This is a genomic window from Simplicispira sp. GW247-4R2A, assembly GCF_059424465.1.
Genome location: NZ_JBWKZM010000018.1, coordinates 16,962 through 36,426 on the forward strand (window position 1 = coordinate 16,962; position 19,465 = coordinate 36,426).

The following is a 19,465-nucleotide window of genomic DNA, read 5'->3' on the forward strand; positions in this document are numbered from 1 at the left end:
AGGCCTTTCAAGGTCTGCCGCTCTTGCGCCGTCAGGAAACCGGCCATTGCGCCGGTGCGGTCTCTCAATCTTTGCGGCCTATCCCGACCAGAAAGGTTTCAGAAGACTTGTCGCGCGAGGCCTTGGGTTTCACGGTTTTCACCACACGAAACTGCGCGTGAAAGCCTTGCACCAGCGCGTCGTAGCCCTGGCCGTGAAACAGCTTGGCCACGAGCGCTCCTTGCGGCTGCAGATGGGCACGGGCAAAGTCAAGCGCCAACTCGACCAAGAGCGAAATACGCGCGCCATCGGTTGCTGCAATGCCCGAGAGATTGGGCGCCATGTCCGAGACCACCAGGTCCACCTTGCGCCCCTCAAGCGCTGCTTCCAGTTGTGCCAGCACCGCGTCTTCGCGGAAATCCCCCTGCAGAAAGCGCACGCCTTCGATAGGTTCCATGGGCAGTATGTCGAGCGCCAGGATGGTTCCCGCCAGTTGGCCACCACCGCTGCTTCCCAGGCGCCGGCGCACATACTGGCTCCAGGCCCCAGGTGCGCTGCCCAGATCGACCACCACCGCGCCTGGGCGCAGCAGGCCAAACTGCTCGTCAATCTCCTTGAGCTTGTAGGCGGCGCGCGCGCGGTAGCCCTCATGCTGAGCGAGTTTCACGTAGGTGTCGTTGACGTGGTCGTTCAGCCAAGCCTTGTTGACCTTCTTGCTTTGGGTTTTGACTTTCATGGAAGTCCATTGTCGCTCGACATTCGGTAGTGGCGATTGCGTCAAGCACACATGTCGCGCAAGTGCAGTGAAGGCACCCTACGCCGGGCCGCAGACATAATACGTGCCATGCCCCAAATAGAACTCCACTCGGCCGAGCGCCGCGAATTGCGCGCCCAGGCGCACCACCTGAACCCTGTGGTCATGGTAGGCGGCGATGGCCTGACGCCCGCAGTGCGCAAGGAAATCGAAGCTGCGCTCGACGCGCATGGCCTGATCAAGATCCGCGTCTTCAGTGACGACCGCGCGGCGCGCGAACTGATGTACCAGGAACTCGCTGCAGAACTGAATGCCGCACCCATCCAGCACATTGGCAAGCTCCTGGTGCTGTGGCGCCCCCAGCCCGAGAAGCTCAAAACTCCCGACGAGGACCGCATGCCCGGCCCGCGCGATGTCAAGGTGCTCAAGTACAGCAAGCGCGGCGGCCAACGCCCAGAGATCAAGCAACTGCGCGTGCTGGGCAACCAGCGGCTGACGCCAGGCGGCCAGGTCAAGCGCGCCAAGAAACCCAGGCCCATCTCGATCAAGAAACGCCAGGCCCCTTGACGGCGATGCGTGAGGCCAGCCAGGCGCACCCGCGCCACGTCATTTGCATGAAATGGGGCACGAAATACGGCCCCGAGTACATCAACCGGCTCTACACCATGGTACGCCGGCACCTGAGGGGAGACTTCAACTTTGTCTGCCTGACGGACGATCCCGCAGGCATCCGCAGCGAAGTGCAGTGCCTGCCAATCCCACCGCTGGACCTGCCCGCTGGTATTCCCGAGCGTGGCTGGAACAAGCTCGCCACCTTCGCCGCCGATCTCCATGGTTTGCAGGGCACGGCGCTGTTCCTGGACGTGGACGTGGTGGTCACCGGCAGCCTGGACGATTTTTTCACCCAGCCGGGTGAATTTCTCATCATCCACGACCACAAGCGGCCCTGGCGCATCACCGGCAACTCGTCGGTGTACCGGTTCGAGCTGGGTGCCCATCCCGATGTGCTCGCTTACTTCCGCACGCATTTCGACGAAATTCGGCGGCGCTTTCGCAACGAGCAGGCGTATCTGTCGGATTTCCTGCACCGCCAGGGCAAGCTCGCCTACTGGCCCGACACCTGGTGCCCGAGCTTCAAATACCACTGCATTCCGCGCTGGCCGACCAATTACTGGCGCCTCCCCTTCGTGCCAGAGGGCGCACGCGTCGTGATCTTCCATGGCGAATGCAACCCGCCCGACGCATTGGCGGGGCGGCGCAACCGACGTTTTCGTTTTATTCGCCCCGCTGCGTGGGTAGCCGAGCACTGGCACGAGTAGCATCGGCGCGGCGGCAGTCGACTCGTGTCTCTACCAGCGAACGCCGCGCAAGCGGCTCAGGGGAATGGTCGCTTATCTGCCGTACACCACAGCACGGCCAGCGCACACAACCACTGCAGGCCAAACATTGTGGAGCCCACGCCGTGCCACAGGCGCAGGTTTTGCCGCGCCTCGATGCGCGGCGCCACACCAAACTGCACCAGCACAGCGAGCAGCATGCCCGCCAGTATGAAAACCATAGCTGCGCGCGCCCATGGATATTGCGCTACCTCCCCTCTTGGCCTTGAGATCAGGAGCAGAAGCAGGCCACAGCCAACGGACACCCAGGTCTGCACAGCAAACAAGCGCGCCGCCATATTGCCCGCCATGGCTGGGGTCGCCAGGTGGACGAACAGCATGGGAACGACCAGCGCGCCAAGCGTGGTCAGGCTCCCCCACCACAAGGCGGCGAGGAGGACAGGAAAGCGCTGGCGCAGGGGGCTCATGTGCGCACCCTATCGCTTGCGCCGTGCGCAGCCCGCGACACTGGCGCAACCCACGCCAGCGGCCGCCGTGCAAAGGCTACTTCGCCGCACTGGCGGTGCCTACTAGGGGGTTGTCGCCTCATCAGGCGTAGCTGACTGCCACGATTTCGTAGTGGCGCACGCCACCTGGTGCCTGCACTTCGGCGGTATCGCCTTCGACCTTGCCAATCAAGGCACGTGCAATCGGGCTGCCAATGTTGATCAGCCCTTGCTTGAGGTCGGCCTCGTCTTCTCCCACGATCTGGTAGGTAACGGCTTCGCCCGTGTCTTCTTCCTCCAGCTTGACCGTGGCGCCAAACACCACCCGCCCTTCAGCATCGAGGGTGCTCGGATCGATGATCTGAGCCGCCGAGAGCTTGCCTTCAATTTCCTGGATGCGCCCTTCAATGAAGCCCTGGCGGTCCTTGGCGGCGTCGTATTCGGCGTTTTCGCTCAAATCGCCCTGGGCGCGAGCCTCGGCAATGGCGGCGATAACGGCGGGACGATCCACCGTTTTGAGTCTATGCAGTTCGGCCTTGAGTTTCTCGGCGCCGCGTTTGGTAATGGGAAGAGTGGCCATGGCCCGACGTCTCCGTTGGTGGTGGTGTGCCGCAGAAAAGCGCGGCTTGTCTACGCATGCACAGCCAGAAGGTGGTGTGGCATGCCCCAAAAGCAAACCGCCGCACGTTGCCGCGCGGCGGTGTTGATCTGGCGCTGATTATGCCGTGTTTGCGTTCTCGAAAGAAGCCCCCCCGGGGGGCCTCAGGCCAGGAGCTGCGCGTGCATCTCCTGCACGGAGATCACGTCGAGCTGGTCCATGTGGCGCATGCCCTCAACCGCGGCTTCGGCGCCAAAAATGGTGGTGAAAGTGGTGACCCGGGCCAACAAAGAACTGGTGCGAATGGCGCGCGAGTCGGCAATGGCATTGCGGCGCTCTTCCACGGTGTTGATGACCATGACGATTTCGTTGTTCTTGATCATGTCCACGATGTGCGGACGCCCTTCCGTCACCTTGTTGACCACCTGCACCGGCACCCCGGCAGCGGCAATCGCAGCGGCCGTGCCTTTGGTGGCGACCAGCTCAAAGCCCAGCTCGACCAACTGGCGCGCAATGTCCACCGCGCGCGGCTTGTCGCTGTTTTTGACCGTAAGAAACACCTTGCCGGACGTCGGCAGGTTGGTGCCGGCTCCGAGCTGGCTCTTCACGAAAGCCTCGCCAAACGTCTTGCCAACACCCATGACCTCGCCGGTGGATTTCATTTCGGGGCCAAGGATCGTGTCCACACCCGGGAATTTGACGAAGGGGAAAACCGCCTCCTTCACGCTGAAATAGGGCGGCGTCACTTCTTTGGCAATACCCTGGCTTGCCAGTGTCTGCCCCGCCATGCAGCGCGCCGCCACCTTGGCCAGCTGAATGCCCGTGGCCTTGCTGACGAAAGGCACGGTGCGGGAAGCCCGCGGGTTTACTTCAAGCACGTAGATGATGTCCTGGCCGTCCACCTGCTGGATGGCGAACTGCACGTTCATCAGGCCCACCACGCTGAGCCCCTCTGCCATGGCGGCTGTCTGGCGCTTGATTTCGTCGATGGTGGGCTGCGACAGGTAGTAAGGCGGCAGCGAACAGGCCGAATCGCCACTGTGCACTCCTGCCTGCTCAATGTGCTCCATCACGCCGCCGATGAAGGTGACACCGGCGCAGTCGCGCACGCAGTCCACGTCGCATTCGATGGCGTTGGAGAGAAAGCGGTCCAGCAGCACGGGCGAATCGTGGCTGACCTTCACGGCCTCGCGCATGTAGCGCTCCAGGTCGCGCTGCTCGTGCACGATTTCCATGGCGCGGCCACCCAGCACATAGCTCGGGCGCACCACCAATGGGTAGCCCAGGGCCTCGGCCTTCTCCAGTGCCTCGGGCTCCGTGCGCGCCGTGGCATTGGGCGGCTGGCGCAAGCCCAGCGCACCCAGCAGCTTCTGGAAGCGTTCGCGGTCTTCGGCGGCGTCGATCATGTCGGGGCTGGTGCCGATGATGGGCACACCCTCGGCGGCGAGTGCCAGCGCCAATTTGAGCGGCGTCTGGCCACCGTACTGCACGATCACGCCTGCGGGCTTTTCTTTGTCCACGATTTCCAGCACATCTTCCAGCGTGACCGGCTCGAAATACAGACGGTCCGAGGTGTCGTAGTCGGTGGACACGGTTTCAGGGTTGCAGTTGACCATGATGGTCTCGTAGCCGTCCTCGCGCATGGCGAGGGCAGCGTGCACGCAGCAGTAATCGAACTCAATGCCCTGGCCAATGCGGTTCGGCCCGCCGCCCAGCACCATGATCTTTTTCTTGTCGGTAGGCTCGGCCTCGCACTCTTCCTCGTAGGTCGAATACAGGTAGGCGGTGTTGGTGGCGAACTCGGCCGCGCAGGTGTCAACCCGCTTGTAGACCGGGCGCACATTCAGTGCTCGGCGCTGGTCGCGTACGGCCTTTTCGGTCGTCTTGAGCAGCTTGGCCAAGCGCCGGTCGGAAAAACCTTTTTGCTTCAAAGTGCGCAGCTCACCGGCATCCAGCGCAGCCAAGGCGCCCTCACCTTGCTCGGCGGTCAGTTGGTCGATATCCAGCTCGATCTTCACGATCTGCTCGATCTGCACCAGGAACCAGCGGTCGATCTTGGTGAGCTCGAACACTTCGTCCACGGAGAGTCCCATGGCGAAGGCATCCCCCACGTACCAGATGCGCTCGGGGCCGGGCTCGCCCAGCTCTTTTTCGAGCACTTCACGATCCTGGGTTTTCTCGTTCATGCCGTCCACGCCCACTTCCAGGCCGCGCAGTGCTTTCTGGAAGGATTCCTGGAAGGTGCGGCCCATGGCCATGACCTCACCCACGCTCTTCATCTGCGTAGTCAGGCGGCTATCGGCAGCCGGGAACTTTTCGAAAGCAAAGCGCGGGATCTTGGTGACCACGTAGTCGATCGAGGGTTCGAACGACGCCGGTGTGGCGCCACCCGTGATCTCATTGCGCAATTCATCGAGCGTATAGCCCACGGCCAGCTTGGCCGCCACCTTGGCAATCGGGAAACCCGTGGCCTTGGAGGCCAGTGCCGACGACCGCGAGACGCGCGGGTTCATCTCGATGACGATCATGCGGCCGTCCTTCGGGTTCACCGAGAACTGCACGTTGGAGCCGCCCGTGTCCACGCCGATCTCGCGCAGCACGGCCAGACTGGCGTTGCGCATGATCTGGTATTCCTTGTCGGTCAGCGTCTGCGCGGGGGCCACGGTGATGGAATCACCGGTGTGCACGCCCATGGGGTCCAAGTTTTCAATCGAGCAGATGATGATGCAGTTGTCCGCCTTATCGCGCACCACTTCCATCTCGTACTCTTTCCAGCCCAGGAGCGACTCTTCAATCAGCAGCTCGCTGGTGGGCGAAGCTTCAAGGCCGCGCTTGCAAATCGTCTCGAACTCTTCGGGGTTGTAGGCAATGCCGCCGCCCGTGCCGCCCAGCGTGAAACTGGGGCGGATGACGGTCGGAAAGCCCAGCGTTTTCTGCACGGCCCAGGCCTCGTCCATGCTGTGGGCGATGCCCGATCGCGCCGAACCCAGGCCGATGCGGGTCATCGCATCCTTGAACTTGAGACGGTCTTCGGCCTTGTCGATGGCTTCGGGCGTGGCGCCAATCAGTTCGACCTTGTACTTGTTCAAGACGCCGTGGTGCCACAGGTCCAGCGCGCAATTGAGCGCCGTCTGGCCACCCATGGTGGGCAGGATGGCGTCGGGGCGCTCCTTGGCAATGATCTTCTCGACCGTCTGCCAGGTGATGGGCTCGATATAGGTGACATCAGCCGTGGCCGGGTCGGTCATGATCGTCGCGGGGTTGCTGTTGATCAGGATGACTTTGTAGCCTTCTTCGCGCAGCGCCTTGCAGGCCTGCACGCCGGAGTAGTCGAATTCGCAGGCCTGGCCAATCACAATGGGGCCGGCGCCGATGATGAGGATGCTTTTGATGTCTGTGCGTTTTGGCATGGGGTGCAATCAGTCGTTGGATGCGGCTGGGGCATCGGGCCCGGCCGCGGCGCGGCGCTGCTGGAGCTTTTCCAGGAGCTGCGTGGCGCGCTCGGCGGGCAGGTTTTTCTGCATCAGCTGCAGCAGGCCGTCGCCCTGAACGAGTGGGCTCAGCACTTCGGTCTCGGCTTCATAGAAGGTGGCGTCCCACTCCTGCAGCGCCTCGGCGAAGGTGGCGTCGTCCCAGGTCTTGCCTTTGGCCACCAATGTGACCAGCGGCATGGCCTTGTGTTCAATGAACGCCTTCTTGTAGGGTTTTTGCTGCCAGCGCTCGGCAAACCATTCACGGTGCGGCGGTGGCAGGCTGAGCACGCGTTTGTGGATGGCCTTTTCAAACGCCGCGGCAGGAAAACTGAACAGCTTCATGCCGCCACGGCTCCAGCTGTCGAACCGGCAGCAACTCGGGCATCGTGCATGGCATCGACAAAGCGGTCGAACAGGCCGGCGATGTCGTGGGGCCCAGGCGAGGCTTCAGGGTGGCCCTGAAAGCTGAAGGCCGGCTTGTTCCGGTAGGCCAGGCCCTGCAAGGTACCGTCGAACAGGCTCACGTGCGTGGCGCGCAGGTGCGCCGGCAGGCTCTCTGTTTTCACGGCAAAACCATGGTTCTGGCTGGTGATGCTTACGCGCCCGGTATCCAGGTCTTTCACGGGATGGTTACCGCCGTGGTGGCCATGCGCCATCTTGAACGAGCTGGCACCCGCCGCCAACGCCATGATCTGGTGCCCCAGGCAGATGCCGAAAACTGGCATGCCGGAGTCAATGATCTCGCGGGTGGCGGCAATGGCGTAGTCGCAGGGCTGCGGGTCGCCCGGGCCATTGGAGAGGAACACGCCGTCGGGTGCCAGCGCGAAGGCCTCGGCAGCCGTGGTCTGCGCCGGTACGACGGTGACGCGGCAGCCGCGCGCGGCAAGCATGCGCAGGATGTTGTACTTGACCCCAAAATCGTAGGCCACCACGTGGAATTGCGGTGCCTGCTGCTCGCCATAGCCGGCGCCCAGTTGCCATTCGGTCTGGCTCCACTCGTAGCGGGTTGGCGTGGAAACCACCTTGGCCAGATCCAGACCGGTCATGGAAGCCGCAGCACGGGCTTGCGCCACCGCCTCGTCCCGCAGCGCCTGGGTGACTTCCTGGCCGGGCGCCAACGCCAGAATGGCACCGTTTTGCGCGCCCGTACTGCGCAGCCGCCGGGTGAGCGCACGCGTGTCGATGTTGGCAATACCCACCGTGTTCGCGCGCTTGAGGTAGCACGAGAGGCTTTCGGTACTGCGAAAGTTGCTGACGACAGCGGACAGGTCTTTGATGATCAGGCCAGCGGCATGAATCCTCGCGGCTTCGACATCCTCAGCATTGGCGCCGTAGTTGCCCACATGCGAGACCGTGAGGGTCACGATCTGCTGGCAGTAGCTCGGGTCGGTGAGGATTTCCTGGTAGCCGGTCATGGAGGTGTTGAACACCACCTCGCCGACCGTGGAGCCGGGGGCTCCAATCGAATTGCCGATAAAGACCGTGCCGTCTGCAAGCGCCAGGATGGCGGGCGGGAAACTTCCCTTGAGAGACAAAAGCACTGGGTTCTCCGGATGGTTACGGTCGCCCGGCGCCTGCGCACAATCCCGCATGGCATGCGTGGATGGCGGCTCTCGGATAGTTTATTGCTTTGGGTGCGGTCGGGCGACGCTGTTGCGAGAAAAGCCCCCGATTGTAGCCGCAGGCGCCTGCTCATGCAGGCGACGGACCGCGCGAGACCCCGATCCCGATCCGCCTTGGGTGCTTCCAGGCTCAGCGCATGCAGCCGCTGGCGTGCAGACAGATGGCGGCAGCGGCTGCCACGTTGAGGGATTCTTCACCGCCTGGTTGTGCAATCCGAATGCGCTGCGTAGCGTGCGCCTCAATACCGGGTGCAACCCCTTGCCCTTCGTGCCCAAACACCCAGGCGCAAGGCCAGGGAAGCGCTGCCCGGTGCAAAAAATCGCCCTCATGCACATGCGTCACCAAAAGCGGCACCTGCAACGCAGCCAGATCCTCGCTCTCCAGACCTTCTACCAGAGTGAGCCCAAAATGCGCCCCCATACCAGCACGCAGCACCTTGGCTGACCACAGGGCCGCACTGCCCTTCAAGGCCAGCACCTGGCGAAAACCGAACGCCGCGCTGCTGCGCAGGATAGAGCCAACGTTGCCGGCGTCCTGCACGCGGTCGAGCACCACCGTGGGCGCCTGCGGATCGGGCCGCGCGGCGACCGGAAGATCCAGCACGTAGCCCATGCCGGCAGGCGACTCCAACGCACTGATGCTGGCAAACAAAGCATCTGGAAGTACTATGACTTTAATAGCTGAAGGCGCTTTATCCATATGCGCCAGAGGCCAAAAAGACTCTGAAAAAACCGCGATGGCAGGTGCGCGGCCCCGCTGGCGCGCCGCCTCGCACAAATGTTCGCCCTCGATCCACACGCGCCCCTGCTTGCGGTACTGCGTACTGTCTTGCGCCAGGCGCCGCAGGTCCTTGACGAGCGGGTTGTCGCGTGAGCTGATGTGCACCACCTGCGGCGCTGTCATGGCGCTGGCTCCCCAGGGGCGCGCCAATGCAAGGCCACGGGTGCAAACGAGCGCCGGTGCAGCGGGCAGGCGCCGTGGGCCCGCAAGGCGTCCATGTGCGCCGCCGTGCCATAGCCCTTGTGGCCAGCAAAGCCGTATTGCGGGTACTGCGCATCCACCTGGACGCACCAGCGGTCGCGGTACACCTTGGCCAGGATGGACGCGGCAGAGATGGATGGCACCAGCGCATCGCCCCCCACTATCGCCTCGGCCGCGCAATCGAGCACCGGCAATCGGTTGCCGTCCACCAGCACCAGGCCCGGGCGCAGGCGCAGACCGGCCACGGCGCGCTGCATGGCCAGCAGGGTCGCCTGCAGGATGTTGAGCCGGTCGATCTCCTCGACGCTGGCCTCGGCAATGGCAAAACACAGGGCGCGGGCGCGAATCTGCTCGAACAGCGCTTCACGCCGCGCCGGTGAGAGTTTTTTGGAATCGTTCAGCCCGGCGATGGGCTGGCGCTCGTCCAGGATCACCGCCGCTGCCACGACGGGGCCTGCCAGAGGCCCTCGCCCAGCCTCATCCACGCCGGCCGTCAGAACCGGACCATGCCAGGGAAGGTGGCCTTGTTCAGGCTTCAATGATTTGGCGGATCGCATCCGAGGCCAGTTCAGAGGTATTGCGCGCGAGTGTGTCGTGCAATGCGGCAAAGCGCTTTTGCAGCGCCGTGACACGGTCAGATCGGGACTGGCAAGCAGCCAACCACTCCAGCACCGCAGCGGCCAGCGCCTCGGGCGTGGCGGCGTCCTGGATCAGCTCGGGCACGACAAAATCCTGGCACAGGATGTTGGGCAGGCCCACCCAGGGCTGGAGCTGGCGGCGGCGCATCAGGCGCCAGCTCACTGGGTGCATGCGGTAGCCGATGACCATGGGGCGCTTGAAGAGCGCGGCCTCCAGTGTGGCGGTGCCGCTGGCAATCAGCGTGACATCGCAAGCCGCCAATACCGTATGCGACTGTCCCGTGACGATCTGCAGCGCGTCCTGCATACCGCACTCACGCGCGCAAGCGGCAATGCGTTCCTGCAGCGCCGGCACCGCGGGAACTATCATTTTGATAGCTGGAAGCGCTTGTCGGATAAGCGCTGCGGCCTTGAAAAAGGCTGGAGTGATGTACTGCACCTCGGCACTGCGGCTGCCGGGCAGAATGGCCAGCACCGGCCCCTCCTGCGGCAAGCCGAGCCGTGCGCGCGCCGCAGCGCGGTCGGGCTCGCGTGGAATCACGGCAGCGAGTGGGTGGCCCACGTAGGTCGCCGCAATGCCGTGCTTCGCGAGCAATGCCGGTTCAAATGGGAAAATGCACAGCACGTGGTCGGCAGCGCGGCGGATTTTCTCCACCCGATCGGCACGCCAGGCCCAGATGGACGGACAGACAAAATGCACCGTGCGCGTGCCGGCGGCGCGCAGATCAGTCTCCAGCGCCAGATTGAAATCGGGGGCATCCACGCCGATGAAGACCGAGGGCGGCGCAGCCAGCAGCCGCGCGCGCAACTGGCGCCGGATGCGCACCAGTTCCACCAAACGCCGCAGCAGCTCGACGCTGTAGCCGTGCACGGCAAGCCGGTCGCTCGGCCACCACGCATCAAAGCCTTGCGACGCCATCTGCGGCCCGCCGATGCCAAAGGCCTGCAAATCCGGCCACAAACCCCGCATACCGCCCAGCAGCAGGCTGGCCAGCAGGTCACCAGAGGCTTCGCCCGCCACCATGGCGATGCGCGGTTGCGACGGCATCATTCAGCGCACGATGCCGCGCGACGACGCATCCAGCAGGTCGAGCATCATCGCCACGTCCTGCTGCGCGTCCTCGGCCGGCAGTTCTGCAATCGCCGCGCGCGCTGCGGCCAGCGTCAGGCCCTGGCGGTAGAGCAGACGGTGCATCTGCTTGATGACCCGCACGCGCGCTGTCGAGAAGCCGCGGCGGCGCAGGCCGACGATGTTGAGGCCGCGCACGGCCAGCGGATTGCCGTCGACCAGCATGAAGGGGGGCACATCTTGCGACACGGCGCTGGCAAAGCCAACCATTGCGTGGGCGCCGATCGAGACAAACTGATGAATGCCGGTGAGTCCGCCGATCGTGACCCAGTCAGCAAGGTGAACATGACCGGCCAGCGTGGTGTTATTGGCCAGCGTGGTGTGGTTGTCAACGCGGCAGTCGTGCGCGATGTGCGTATACGCCATGATCCAGTTGTCGCTGCCCACGCGCGTGATGCCACCTGCCCCCGGCACACCGATGTTGAAGGTGCAGAACTCGCGGATCACATTGCGGTCGCCAATGACAAGTTCGGTCGGCTCGCCAGCGTATTTCTTGTCCTGCGGCACCGCGCCCAGGGAAGCAAACTGGAAGATGCGGTTGTCGGCGCCAATCGTCGTGCGCCCTTCGATCACGCAGTGTGCCCCCACCGTGCTGCCAGCACCGATGGACACATGCGGGCCAATCACGGCGTAAGGGCCCACCTCGACAGAGGAATCAATCTGCGCCGCCGCATCAATGACGGCGGTGGCGTGTATGCGCGCCGCGACCACTTCTCGCCTCTCTTTAGCCGACGGCGCGCATGGTGCACATGAGTTGCGCCTCGCAGGCAACCTCGTCGCCGACGCTGGCGATCCCCTTGAACTTCCAGATACCGCCACGCACGCGATCGATGGTGATGTCCAGCATCAGCTGGTCGCCCGGCTCCACGGGCCGCTTGAAACGGGCGCCGTCGATACCGACGAAGTAGTAAATGTTGTTTTCATCAGGCACCTGGCCCATGGCATCAAACGCCAGAAGCCCTGCCGCCTGGGCGAGCGCCTCAAGAATCAAGACACCCGGCATCACGGGATGCCCGGGAAAATGCCCCATGAAATAGGGCTCGTTGAAGGTGACGTTCTTGACGGCCTTGATGCGCGTGTTGCGCTCGAGTTCGAGCACCCGGTCCACCAGCAGAAAAGGGTAGCGGTGGGGGAGTTGCTTGAGAATTGCGTGGATGTCCATCATGGGCGTTCGGGTGTGTTGTTTTCCAGGCAGCTTTCCAGCGCCTTGATGCGCTCGCGCAAGCGGTGTAACTGCTTGAGCGTAGCGGCGTTTTTTTCCCAGCGCGCATTGTCATCGATAGGGAACATGCCAGTGTAGTGGCCGGGCCGATGGATCGAATGCGTCACGACCGTAGCGGCCGAAACATGGACGTCATCGGCCACACTGAGGTGGCCGAGCACAATGGCCCCGCCCCCAAAAGTGCAGCGTGCACCAATCTTCGCACTGCCGGCAACGCCCACGCAGCCCGCCATGGCGCTGTGGCGTCCGACATGCACGTTGTGGCCGATCTGCACCAGGTTGTCGAGCTTGACACCGTCTTCAATCACCGTGTCGTCCAGGGCGCCGCGATCGATACAGGTGTTGGCGCCGATCTCTACATCGTCGCCAATGCGCACCGCGCCGAGCTGCTCGATCTTGGTCCAGGCGCCTCGCTCCTGCGCAAAGCCAAAGCCGTCGGCGCCAATCACCACGCCCGAGTGGACGATGCAGCGAGCGCCGATGTGGCAATCCTCGCCCAACGTGACTCGGCTGCGCAGCACAGTGTCCGCGCCGACCTCGGCACCTCGTTCAATGACGCACAGGGGTCCAATGGCGGCCGAGGGATGCACCACGGCGTCCGGGCTGACCACGGCGCTGGGGTGAATTCCGCCCACTCGCGCAGGGCCGATATGTCGCTTCCATAGCTTGGTCGCACGTGCAAAGCAGGCATACGGGTCGTCCGCGACGATACAGGCACCGCGCGCTTTCGCCAGCTCGGCCATGGCGGGAGCCACGATGACGCACGCCGCTTTGGAAGCGGCAAGCTGCTGCTGGTAACGCGGATTGCTCAGAAAGCTCAGCGCGTCGGGCCCCGCTGTCTCAAGCGGCGCCAGCCGATCAATGCCTAACTGCGCGTCGCCATAAAGATGCGCACCCAAGGCCTCGGCGATTTCCCCCAGGCGAAGACTCACGCCAACACCGCAACTCGCAGGCCGCGCTTACTTGGCAGGCGCCGCATTGAGCGCCTTGATCACTTTGTCCGTGATGTCATTCTTGGGATTGATGTAGACCGCCTGGTCAAGAATGAGGTCGTATTTTTCCTGCTCGGCGATCTGCTTGACGACCTTGTTCACACGGTCGCCCATTTGCGTCAGCTCTTCGCTCTTGCGCGCGTTCAGGTCTTCCTGGAATTCGCGGCGCTTGCGCTGGAAATCACGGTCCTGATCCACCAACTGGCGCTGGCGGGCGGCCCGCTGGCTCTCGGAGAGCGTAGGTGCCTCGCGTTCGAACTTGTCGTTGGCCGCCTTGAGAGTATTGCCTTGGTCGAGCAGGTCCTTATCGCGGCGCGAGAACTCCTGCTCAAGCTTGGCCTGTGCGGCCTTGGCGGTGTTGGCCTCGCGAAATACGCGTTCGGTATGAACGAAGCCGGCCTTGAACTCTTCGGCTTGAGCAGGCGCCCAGGCGGCAACAGACGCCAGAGCCAGAGCGTACGCGAAGTGACGGGAAATATGTTTCATTAGAAGGACGTTCCGATCTGGAATTGCAATGCCTGGATTCTATCGCCGGCGAATTTGCGTATAGGCTTGGCGTATGCTAGGCGCAGAGGCCCAAGCGGTGAGATCCAGCTGATTCCCACACCTGTAGAGGCACGCATTTCATTGAAGCGAATGGGGTCGCCATCGCCATACACATTGCCCACGTCGAGGAAGGTAAACACGCGCAGCGTGCGGTCGTTGCCAGCCCCTGGGAAGGGAGCGATCAGTTCGGCGTTCAGCGTCACCTTCTTCGGTCCACCCAGCGATGCGCCCGTCACATCACGCGGACCCAGGGTGCCCTGATCGAAACCGCGCACCGAGCCCAAGCCGCCGGAATAGAAATTCTTGAACACCGGGAACGGGCGGCCACCAAGCCCCTTGCCCATTCCCAGCTCACCATTGAGGGCCACTGTGAACTTCTTGTTCAATGGTACGTACTGCTGGTACTGGTAGTTAGCGCGCAGATAGCGCGCATCCCCCGCGACCGACCATTCAGAATTCAGGCGCTGGTAACGGCCTGAGTTGGGTGCCAGCGCACTGTCGCGGCTGTCACGCGACCAGCCGATGGTCAGCGGCACGGCCGAGCTGCTGGCGCCATAGCGGTCTGCATAGACCAGGTAGGCCGCCGGAATGTTGGTCCCCGCCTTGATGCGCGTCTGCTCCAGGCCACCGCCGAAGAACACCGTATCGGTTTCGCTGAACGGCACGCCAAAACGCGCGCTGGCACCCGTGGTCACCAGTTCGTAGTTGCCGCCCTGGTCTTGGTACGGTTTGTCGGTACGGTAGTAAACGTCGAGTGTGCGCGAAATACCGTCCTGCGTGAAATAAGGGTTCGTGGTGCTCAGGACAAGGGTGCGCTTGTATTTGCTGGTATTGACGTCGATGCCCAGATAGTTCCCCGAGCCAAAGACATTCTCCTGCTTGATGGCAAACGAGAACGACACCTTTTCGGCACTGGAGAAACCTGCCCCCAGCTGCAGTGAGCCTGTGGGCTTTTCCTTGACGGCGATGACCAGATCCACCTGGTCGGGCGCACCTGGAACCTCCACGCTCTCGACGCTGACTTCCGTGAAATAGCCCAGCCGGTCGACGCGGTCACGTGACAGGCGAATCTTCTCACCGTCGTACCACGAGGCTTCAAACTGGCGGAATTCGCGCCGCACCACCTCATCACGCGTGCGGTCGTTGCCTGAAACGTTGATGCGCCGCACATAGGCGCGCCGCTGCGGGTCTGCCGTCAATACCAGCGCCACCCGGCCGTGCTCGCGATCAATCTCTGGAACAGCCTCAACGTGGGCAAAGGCAAAACCGAAATTACCAAAATGGTCCGAAAACGCCTTGGTGGTTTCCGTGACCTCGTCGGCGTTGTAGGGCTCACCAGGCCGAATGGCGACCAGGGATTTGAATTCGTCCTCGCGGTTCAGGTAGTTGCCTTCAAGCTTGACGCCGGACACCACGAAACGCTCACCCTCGGTGACGTTGACAGTGATGGAAATGTCTTGCTTGTCAGGTGAAATTGCCACTTGCGTGGAGTCGATGCGGAACTCCAGGTAGCCGCGCTGCAAGTAGTAGGAGCGCAGAGTTTCCAGATCGGCGTTGAGTTTGGGCCGTGCGTAACGGTCGGACTTGGTGTACCAGCTTAGCCAGCCACCCGTGTCCTGGTCGAAGAGCCCCTTGAGCGTCGAGTCGCTGAACGCCTTGTTGCCAACAATGCGGATGTCCTTGATGCGCGCCGTCTCGCCCTCGGTCACCGTAAAAGTGAGGTTCACGCGGTTGCGATCCACCGGCGTGACCGTGGTCACCACCTCGGCAGCGTAAAAGCTCTTGTTGATGTATTGGCGCTTGAGCTCCTGCTCGGCGCGGTCAGCCAGCGCCTTGTCGTACGGGCGACCATCGGTCAGGCCAATGTCGCGCATCACGTTTTTGAGCGTGTCCTTGTCGAATTCGCGCGCCCCGGAAAACTCCACGGCGGCAATCGTGGGTCGCTCCTGCACCACCACGACCAGCACATCGCCAGACGCTTCCAAACGCACATCGGTGAACAGGCCCAGGGCAAACAACGCCCGAATGGCCGCTGCGCCCTTCTCGTCGTTGTAGTCGTCGCCGACATGCACGGGCAGCGACGCAAAAACCGTTCCGGGCTCTACACGCTGCAGACCCTCCACCCGGATATCACGCACCTTGAAAGGCGCAAGCGCCCAGGCCGCCTGTGCTGCGAGAACCAGGGCCGCCACGGCCGCAACGGTCCGCACGCCAAAGCGAGGTAGTTTCTTCATCATGGAGAGAGATCGATGTCGGGTACCGCCGTATGCTTTCGCACGGGCCCGCAAGTTAGCCAAATAGCCGGGTGAAATCGTTGAACAATGCGATGGACATCATAAGCAGCAAGACCGCAATGCCGCCACGCTGCAGATTTTCCATCCAGACTTCGGACACGCCCTTGCCTGTAATGCCCTCCCAAAGATAATACATCAGGTGGCCGCCGTCGAGCACCGGCAGTGGCAGCAGGTTCAGCACCCCGAGACTGACGCTGATCAGGGCCAGAAACGTCAGGTACTGGGTCACGCCCACATGGGCTGAGCGGCCGGCGTAATCGGCAATGGTCAGTGGGCCGCTGATGTTCTTGAGGGAGGCCTGGCCAATCACCATGCGCCCCATCATCTTGAGCGAGAGTGCCGACACCTGCCAGGTGCGCTTGACCCCATTCCACAAGCCTTCCAGCGCTCCATAACGTACCGTGGTAAAGCGGGGGGGCTCGCCCACATACGCGCCAATGCGGCCAATCACCTGGCCTTCGTCGCCCACGGCATCGGGCGCCACCGTGATCTCCAGTACATGACCGCCGCGCTCGACGCTCCAGTTCTGCGCCAACGGGGCACCCGCGCTCACCGAGGCGCGGATACGTTCACGCAGTTGCTGCGCGTCGTCTATTTCCGACGGGCCGATACGCAGCACCAGATCCCCCTTTTGCAGGCCGGCGCGGGCTGCGGCGCCGTCCGCTACCAACTCGCCAATCACGGGCCGGCTCCAGGGGGTAGCAATGCCGACCTTGCGCAGCAGGTCGGCATCGGCTTGCTTGGCATCTATCTCATCGAGCGGCAGCAGCACGCTGCGCGACACGCCAGGACGGGCTTGGACCTCCAGCCGGGCAGGTAGACCATCGAGCGCACCGCGCGTCAACGTCCAGCGAAGATCCTCAAACGAGCGCACTTCGCTGGGCTGGTCGTCTCCCAATGCAATGCTCTGCACCAACTCACCGCCATGCAGCCCGGCGCGCTGGGCGATGGAGCCCTCTGGTGGGCTTGACAGGTACGCCATAGGCTCTTGCACGCCCGCCCAGTTCACCACGGCGTAGAGCAGTACCGCCAGCAGCAAATTGGCCAGCGGCCCGGCCGCCACCACGGCCGCTCGTGCGCGCAGCGGCTTGTTGTTGAACGCCAGGTGCTTTTCTTCAGGGGCTACAGGCGCCTCGCGCTCGTCGAGCATGCGCACGAAGCCGCCCAGCGGGATGGCGCCCACCACGAATTCAGTGGGCGAGCCCTTGGGCTGCCAACGCAGAATCGGTTTGCCGAAACCCACCGAAAACCGCAGCACCTTGACACCGCAGGCCACCGCCACGCGGTAGTGGCCGTATTCATGCACAGCAATCAGGATGGCAAGTGCGCCAACGAAAGCAATGAAGGTCAGCATGGCTGTTTCCTCGAAACTCAGGCAGACATGCGCATGGCATGCTGCTCGGCGCTGCTGCGCGCTTTGGCATCAAGATCGAGCAGGGCGTCGAGTGAATCGGGATTGGACGAGGGGACTGCGGACAAAGTTTCAAGATTCAAGGCGTGAATCTGGTCAAAACGGATACGCCGTTCCAGAAACGCTTGCACCGCCACCTCATTCGCCGCATTGAGCACCACCGTGGTTCCGGGCGCTGCGGCCAGCGATTCCCAGGCCAGGCGCAAGCCTGGGAATCGCTCGGGATGGCCATGGTCGTCGATGGACTCAAAGGTCATGGCACTGAGTGCATGGAAATCGAGCGCTGCGGCGCCCGAGGCGACGCGTTCCGGCCAGGAGAGCCCATAGGCAATCGGCACGCGCATGTCGGGGGTGCCCATTTGTGCCACCACCGACATGTCGCGGTACTGCACCATCGAATGGATGGTGCTCTGCGGGTGGATCACCACATCGAGCTGCGCCGGCGCCAGCCCGAAGAGGTAGCGCGCCTCGATCACCTCCAGCACCTTGTTCATCATGGTGGCCGAATCCACTGAAATCTTGCGCCCCATGACCCAGTTCGGGTGCGCGCAGGCGTCTTCGGGGGTGACATCGCGCAGGCTCGCCGGCGCACGGGAGCGAAAGGGCCCGCCCGAGGCGGTCAAAATAATTTTGTCAACGCGCCCGGCCCAGGTCGCCGGGTCTTCCGGGAGTGACTGGAAAATAGCCGAATGCTCACTGTCGATCGGCAGCAAGGTGGCGCCGCCGCTGCGAACCGCCTGCAAGAAAACCTCGCCGCCCACCACCAAGGCTTCCTTGTTGGCCAGCAGCAGGCGCTTGCCAGCACGCGCCGCAGCCAGACAGGGCGCCAGGCCCGCAGCCCCGACGATGGCGGCCATGACGCTGTCCACCTCCGGGTGAGACGCTATCATTTCAAGAGCATCATGCGCTTGAATTACCTGCGTCAGAAGCCCATTTGACTTGATTTTTTCAGCCAATTCGCGTGCGTGAACTGCACTTGCCATGACCGCGTAGCGTGGCTGGAACTGGGCGCACTGCGCCAGCAGCAGATCCACCTGCGTGGCGGCACTGAGGGCAAACACCTCGAAACGCTTGGGGTGACGCGCGACGACGTCGAGGGTGTTTTTGCCGATTGACCCGGTCGAGCCAAGTACCGTGATACGTTGGCGCATCAGGCCACCAACGAGGTCAGCATCATGGCCAGCGGTAGCGTGGGCAACAAGGCGTCCACACGATCGAGCACGCCACCGTGACCAGGGAGCAGATTGCTGCTGTCCTTGGCACCGGCACTGCGCTTGACCAGCGATTCAACCAAATCCCCCACGACACTCATGCAAGCCATGAACAATACGCCAAGCACCAGCAGCCACGGGCCCTGGCTTGCCAGGCGCGAGTAAAGGCTGGGTACGGTGGCGCCCCAATGGCGGTCTAGCACAGACCACGCCAAAGCCAGCAGCAACACTCCGGCAACACCGCCCCACACGCCTTCCCAGCTCTTGCCCGGGCTGATCGAGGGGGCCAGCTTGTTTTTCGTGAAGCGCAGGCCAAAGCTGCGGCCAGTGAAATAGGCGGCGATGTCGGCCATCCAGACCAGCGCCATCACCGACAGGAGAAAGTTGATACCGATCATGCGCGCCCGCACCACCGCCAGCCATGCCAGCCAAAGGGCGAGCACGCCAGCGACAAGCCGCAGCGCCTGTGGAATGCGAGGCCAACCCGCAACCCCCGCGCGCAGCAGCCAGGCCGAGCCCAGCACCCAGGCCCCAGTCGCCACGGTCCACAACAGCACCAAGGGGCGTAGCAGCCAGCCGGCCTGCCAGGACGCAAGGCACAGAAGCGCACAAAGGGCTGCCAGCACGAGCGATGCGGCAAACGTGCAGCCATTGAGCCGCCCCCACTCCCAGGTTGCTCCCACCACCAGCACCAGCACCACGGCCGCAAATGCAATCGGCTGTGGGTAGAAAAGCGCCGGCAACAAAATGGCCAACAAGACCAGGGCCGTGACGATGCGCTGCTTGAGCATG

Annotated in this window: 19 protein-coding genes; 2 read left to right on the forward strand and 17 right to left on the reverse strand. The window is 63.2% G+C overall.

The window, feature by feature from the left end; genetic code table 11:
* Positions 1 to 64 precede the first annotated feature (64 nt).
* Positions 65 to 715, reverse strand: coding sequence for an RlmE family RNA methyltransferase (locus AC07ZH_RS12965; RefSeq protein ID WP_119110479.1), 651 nt, complete (start codon positions 713 to 715; stop codon positions 65 to 67).
* Between the two features lie 108 nt (positions 716 to 823).
* On the opposite strand from AC07ZH_RS12965, the gene AC07ZH_RS12970 reads away from it, so the two are divergent.
* Positions 824 to 1,300, forward strand: coding sequence for a YhbY family RNA-binding protein (locus tag AC07ZH_RS12970; RefSeq protein ID WP_119110499.1), 477 nt, complete (start codon positions 824 to 826; stop codon positions 1,298 to 1,300).
* Positions 1,301 to 1,305: 5 nt separating this feature from the next.
* A complete protein-coding gene (locus tag AC07ZH_RS12975) occupies positions 1,306 to 2,052 on the forward strand; it encodes a glycosyltransferase (protein ID WP_495200145.1) in 747 nt (248 codons plus the stop codon).
* 56 nt (positions 2,053 to 2,108) lie between these two features.
* On the opposite strand, the gene AC07ZH_RS12980 is transcribed toward AC07ZH_RS12975, so the two are convergent.
* From AC07ZH_RS12980 to AC07ZH_RS13055, 16 genes are all read right to left on the reverse strand, one after another.
* Positions 2,109 to 2,537, reverse strand: a complete 429-nt coding sequence (locus AC07ZH_RS12980) for a DUF4149 domain-containing protein (RefSeq protein ID WP_495200104.1) — start codon at positions 2,535 to 2,537, stop codon at positions 2,109 to 2,111.
* 121 nt (positions 2,538 to 2,658) lie between these two features.
* Positions 2,659 to 3,135, reverse strand: coding sequence for a transcription elongation factor GreA (gene greA, locus AC07ZH_RS12985; protein WP_119110476.1), 477 nt, complete (start codon positions 3,133 to 3,135; stop codon positions 2,659 to 2,661).
* 182 nt (positions 3,136 to 3,317) lie between these two features.
* A complete protein-coding gene (gene carB, locus AC07ZH_RS12990) occupies positions 3,318 to 6,563 on the reverse strand; it encodes a carbamoyl-phosphate synthase large subunit (RefSeq protein ID WP_495200105.1) in 3,246 nt (1,081 codons plus the stop codon).
* A gap of 9 nt (positions 6,564 to 6,572) precedes the next feature.
* A complete protein-coding gene (locus tag AC07ZH_RS12995) occupies positions 6,573 to 6,968 on the reverse strand; it encodes a hypothetical protein (RefSeq protein ID WP_495200106.1) in 396 nt (131 codons plus the stop codon).
* On the reverse strand, positions 6,965 to 8,167 hold the full coding sequence (carA, locus tag AC07ZH_RS13000; protein WP_495200107.1) for a glutamine-hydrolyzing carbamoyl-phosphate synthase small subunit: 1,203 nt from the start codon (positions 8,165 to 8,167) through the stop codon (positions 6,965 to 6,967). The genes AC07ZH_RS12995 and carA overlap by 4 nt, the downstream gene beginning before the upstream one ends.
* Before the next feature lie 211 nt (positions 8,168 to 8,378).
* Entirely contained in the window at positions 8,379 to 9,152 is a 774-nt protein-coding gene (locus AC07ZH_RS13005; RefSeq protein WP_495200108.1) for a TrmH family RNA methyltransferase, read from the reverse strand.
* Positions 9,149 to 9,787, reverse strand: coding sequence for a ribonuclease HII (gene rnhB, locus AC07ZH_RS13010; RefSeq protein ID WP_119110473.1), 639 nt, complete (start codon positions 9,785 to 9,787; stop codon positions 9,149 to 9,151). The genes AC07ZH_RS13005 and rnhB overlap by 4 nt, the downstream gene beginning before the upstream one ends.
* On the reverse strand, positions 9,759 to 10,916 hold the full coding sequence (gene lpxB, locus AC07ZH_RS13015) for a lipid-A-disaccharide synthase (protein WP_495200146.1): 1,158 nt from the start codon (positions 10,914 to 10,916) through the stop codon (positions 9,759 to 9,761). Before lpxB ends, rnhB begins: the two co-directional genes overlap by 29 nt.
* Before the next feature lie 3 nt (positions 10,917 to 10,919).
* Positions 10,920 to 11,708, reverse strand: coding sequence for an acyl-ACP--UDP-N-acetylglucosamine O-acyltransferase (gene lpxA / locus AC07ZH_RS13020; protein WP_119110472.1), 789 nt, complete (start codon positions 11,706 to 11,708; stop codon positions 10,920 to 10,922).
* Positions 11,709 to 11,721: 13 nt separating this feature from the next.
* On the reverse strand, positions 11,722 to 12,162 hold the full coding sequence (gene fabZ / locus AC07ZH_RS13025) for a 3-hydroxyacyl-ACP dehydratase FabZ (RefSeq protein WP_119110471.1): 441 nt from the start codon (positions 12,160 to 12,162) through the stop codon (positions 11,722 to 11,724).
* Positions 12,159 to 13,151 carry a UDP-3-O-(3-hydroxymyristoyl)glucosamine N-acyltransferase gene (gene lpxD / locus AC07ZH_RS13030; protein WP_495200109.1) on the reverse strand — a complete coding sequence of 331 codons (993 nt, stop codon included), beginning with the start codon at positions 13,149 to 13,151 and terminating at the stop codon, positions 12,159 to 12,161. The genes fabZ and lpxD overlap by 4 nt, the downstream gene beginning before the upstream one ends.
* Positions 13,152 to 13,178: 27 nt before the next feature.
* Positions 13,179 to 13,697, reverse strand: a complete 519-nt coding sequence (locus AC07ZH_RS13035) for an OmpH/Skp family outer membrane protein (protein WP_495200110.1) — start codon at positions 13,695 to 13,697, stop codon at positions 13,179 to 13,181.
* Positions 13,697 to 15,994: an outer membrane protein assembly factor BamA gene (gene bamA / locus AC07ZH_RS13040; RefSeq protein ID WP_495200111.1), complete on the reverse strand. Its 2,298-nt coding sequence runs from the start codon at positions 15,992 to 15,994 to the stop codon at positions 13,697 to 13,699. The genes AC07ZH_RS13035 and bamA overlap by 1 nt, the downstream gene beginning before the upstream one ends.
* 52 nt (positions 15,995 to 16,046) lie before the next feature.
* Positions 16,047 to 17,405 (reverse strand): RIP metalloprotease RseP, encoded by a 1,359-nt coding sequence (gene rseP, locus AC07ZH_RS13045; RefSeq protein WP_495200112.1) that lies wholly within the window; start codon positions 17,403 to 17,405, stop codon positions 16,047 to 16,049.
* Between the two features lie 17 nt (positions 17,406 to 17,422).
* Positions 17,423 to 18,613: a 1-deoxy-D-xylulose-5-phosphate reductoisomerase gene (gene ispC, locus AC07ZH_RS13050; RefSeq protein ID WP_495200113.1), complete on the reverse strand. Its 1,191-nt coding sequence runs from the start codon at positions 18,611 to 18,613 to the stop codon at positions 17,423 to 17,425.
* On the reverse strand, positions 18,613 to 19,464 hold the full coding sequence (locus tag AC07ZH_RS13055; protein ID WP_495200114.1) for a phosphatidate cytidylyltransferase: 852 nt from the start codon (positions 19,462 to 19,464) through the stop codon (positions 18,613 to 18,615). The genes ispC and AC07ZH_RS13055 overlap by 1 nt, the downstream gene beginning before the upstream one ends.
* Between the last annotated feature and the right edge of the window lies 1 nt (position 19,465).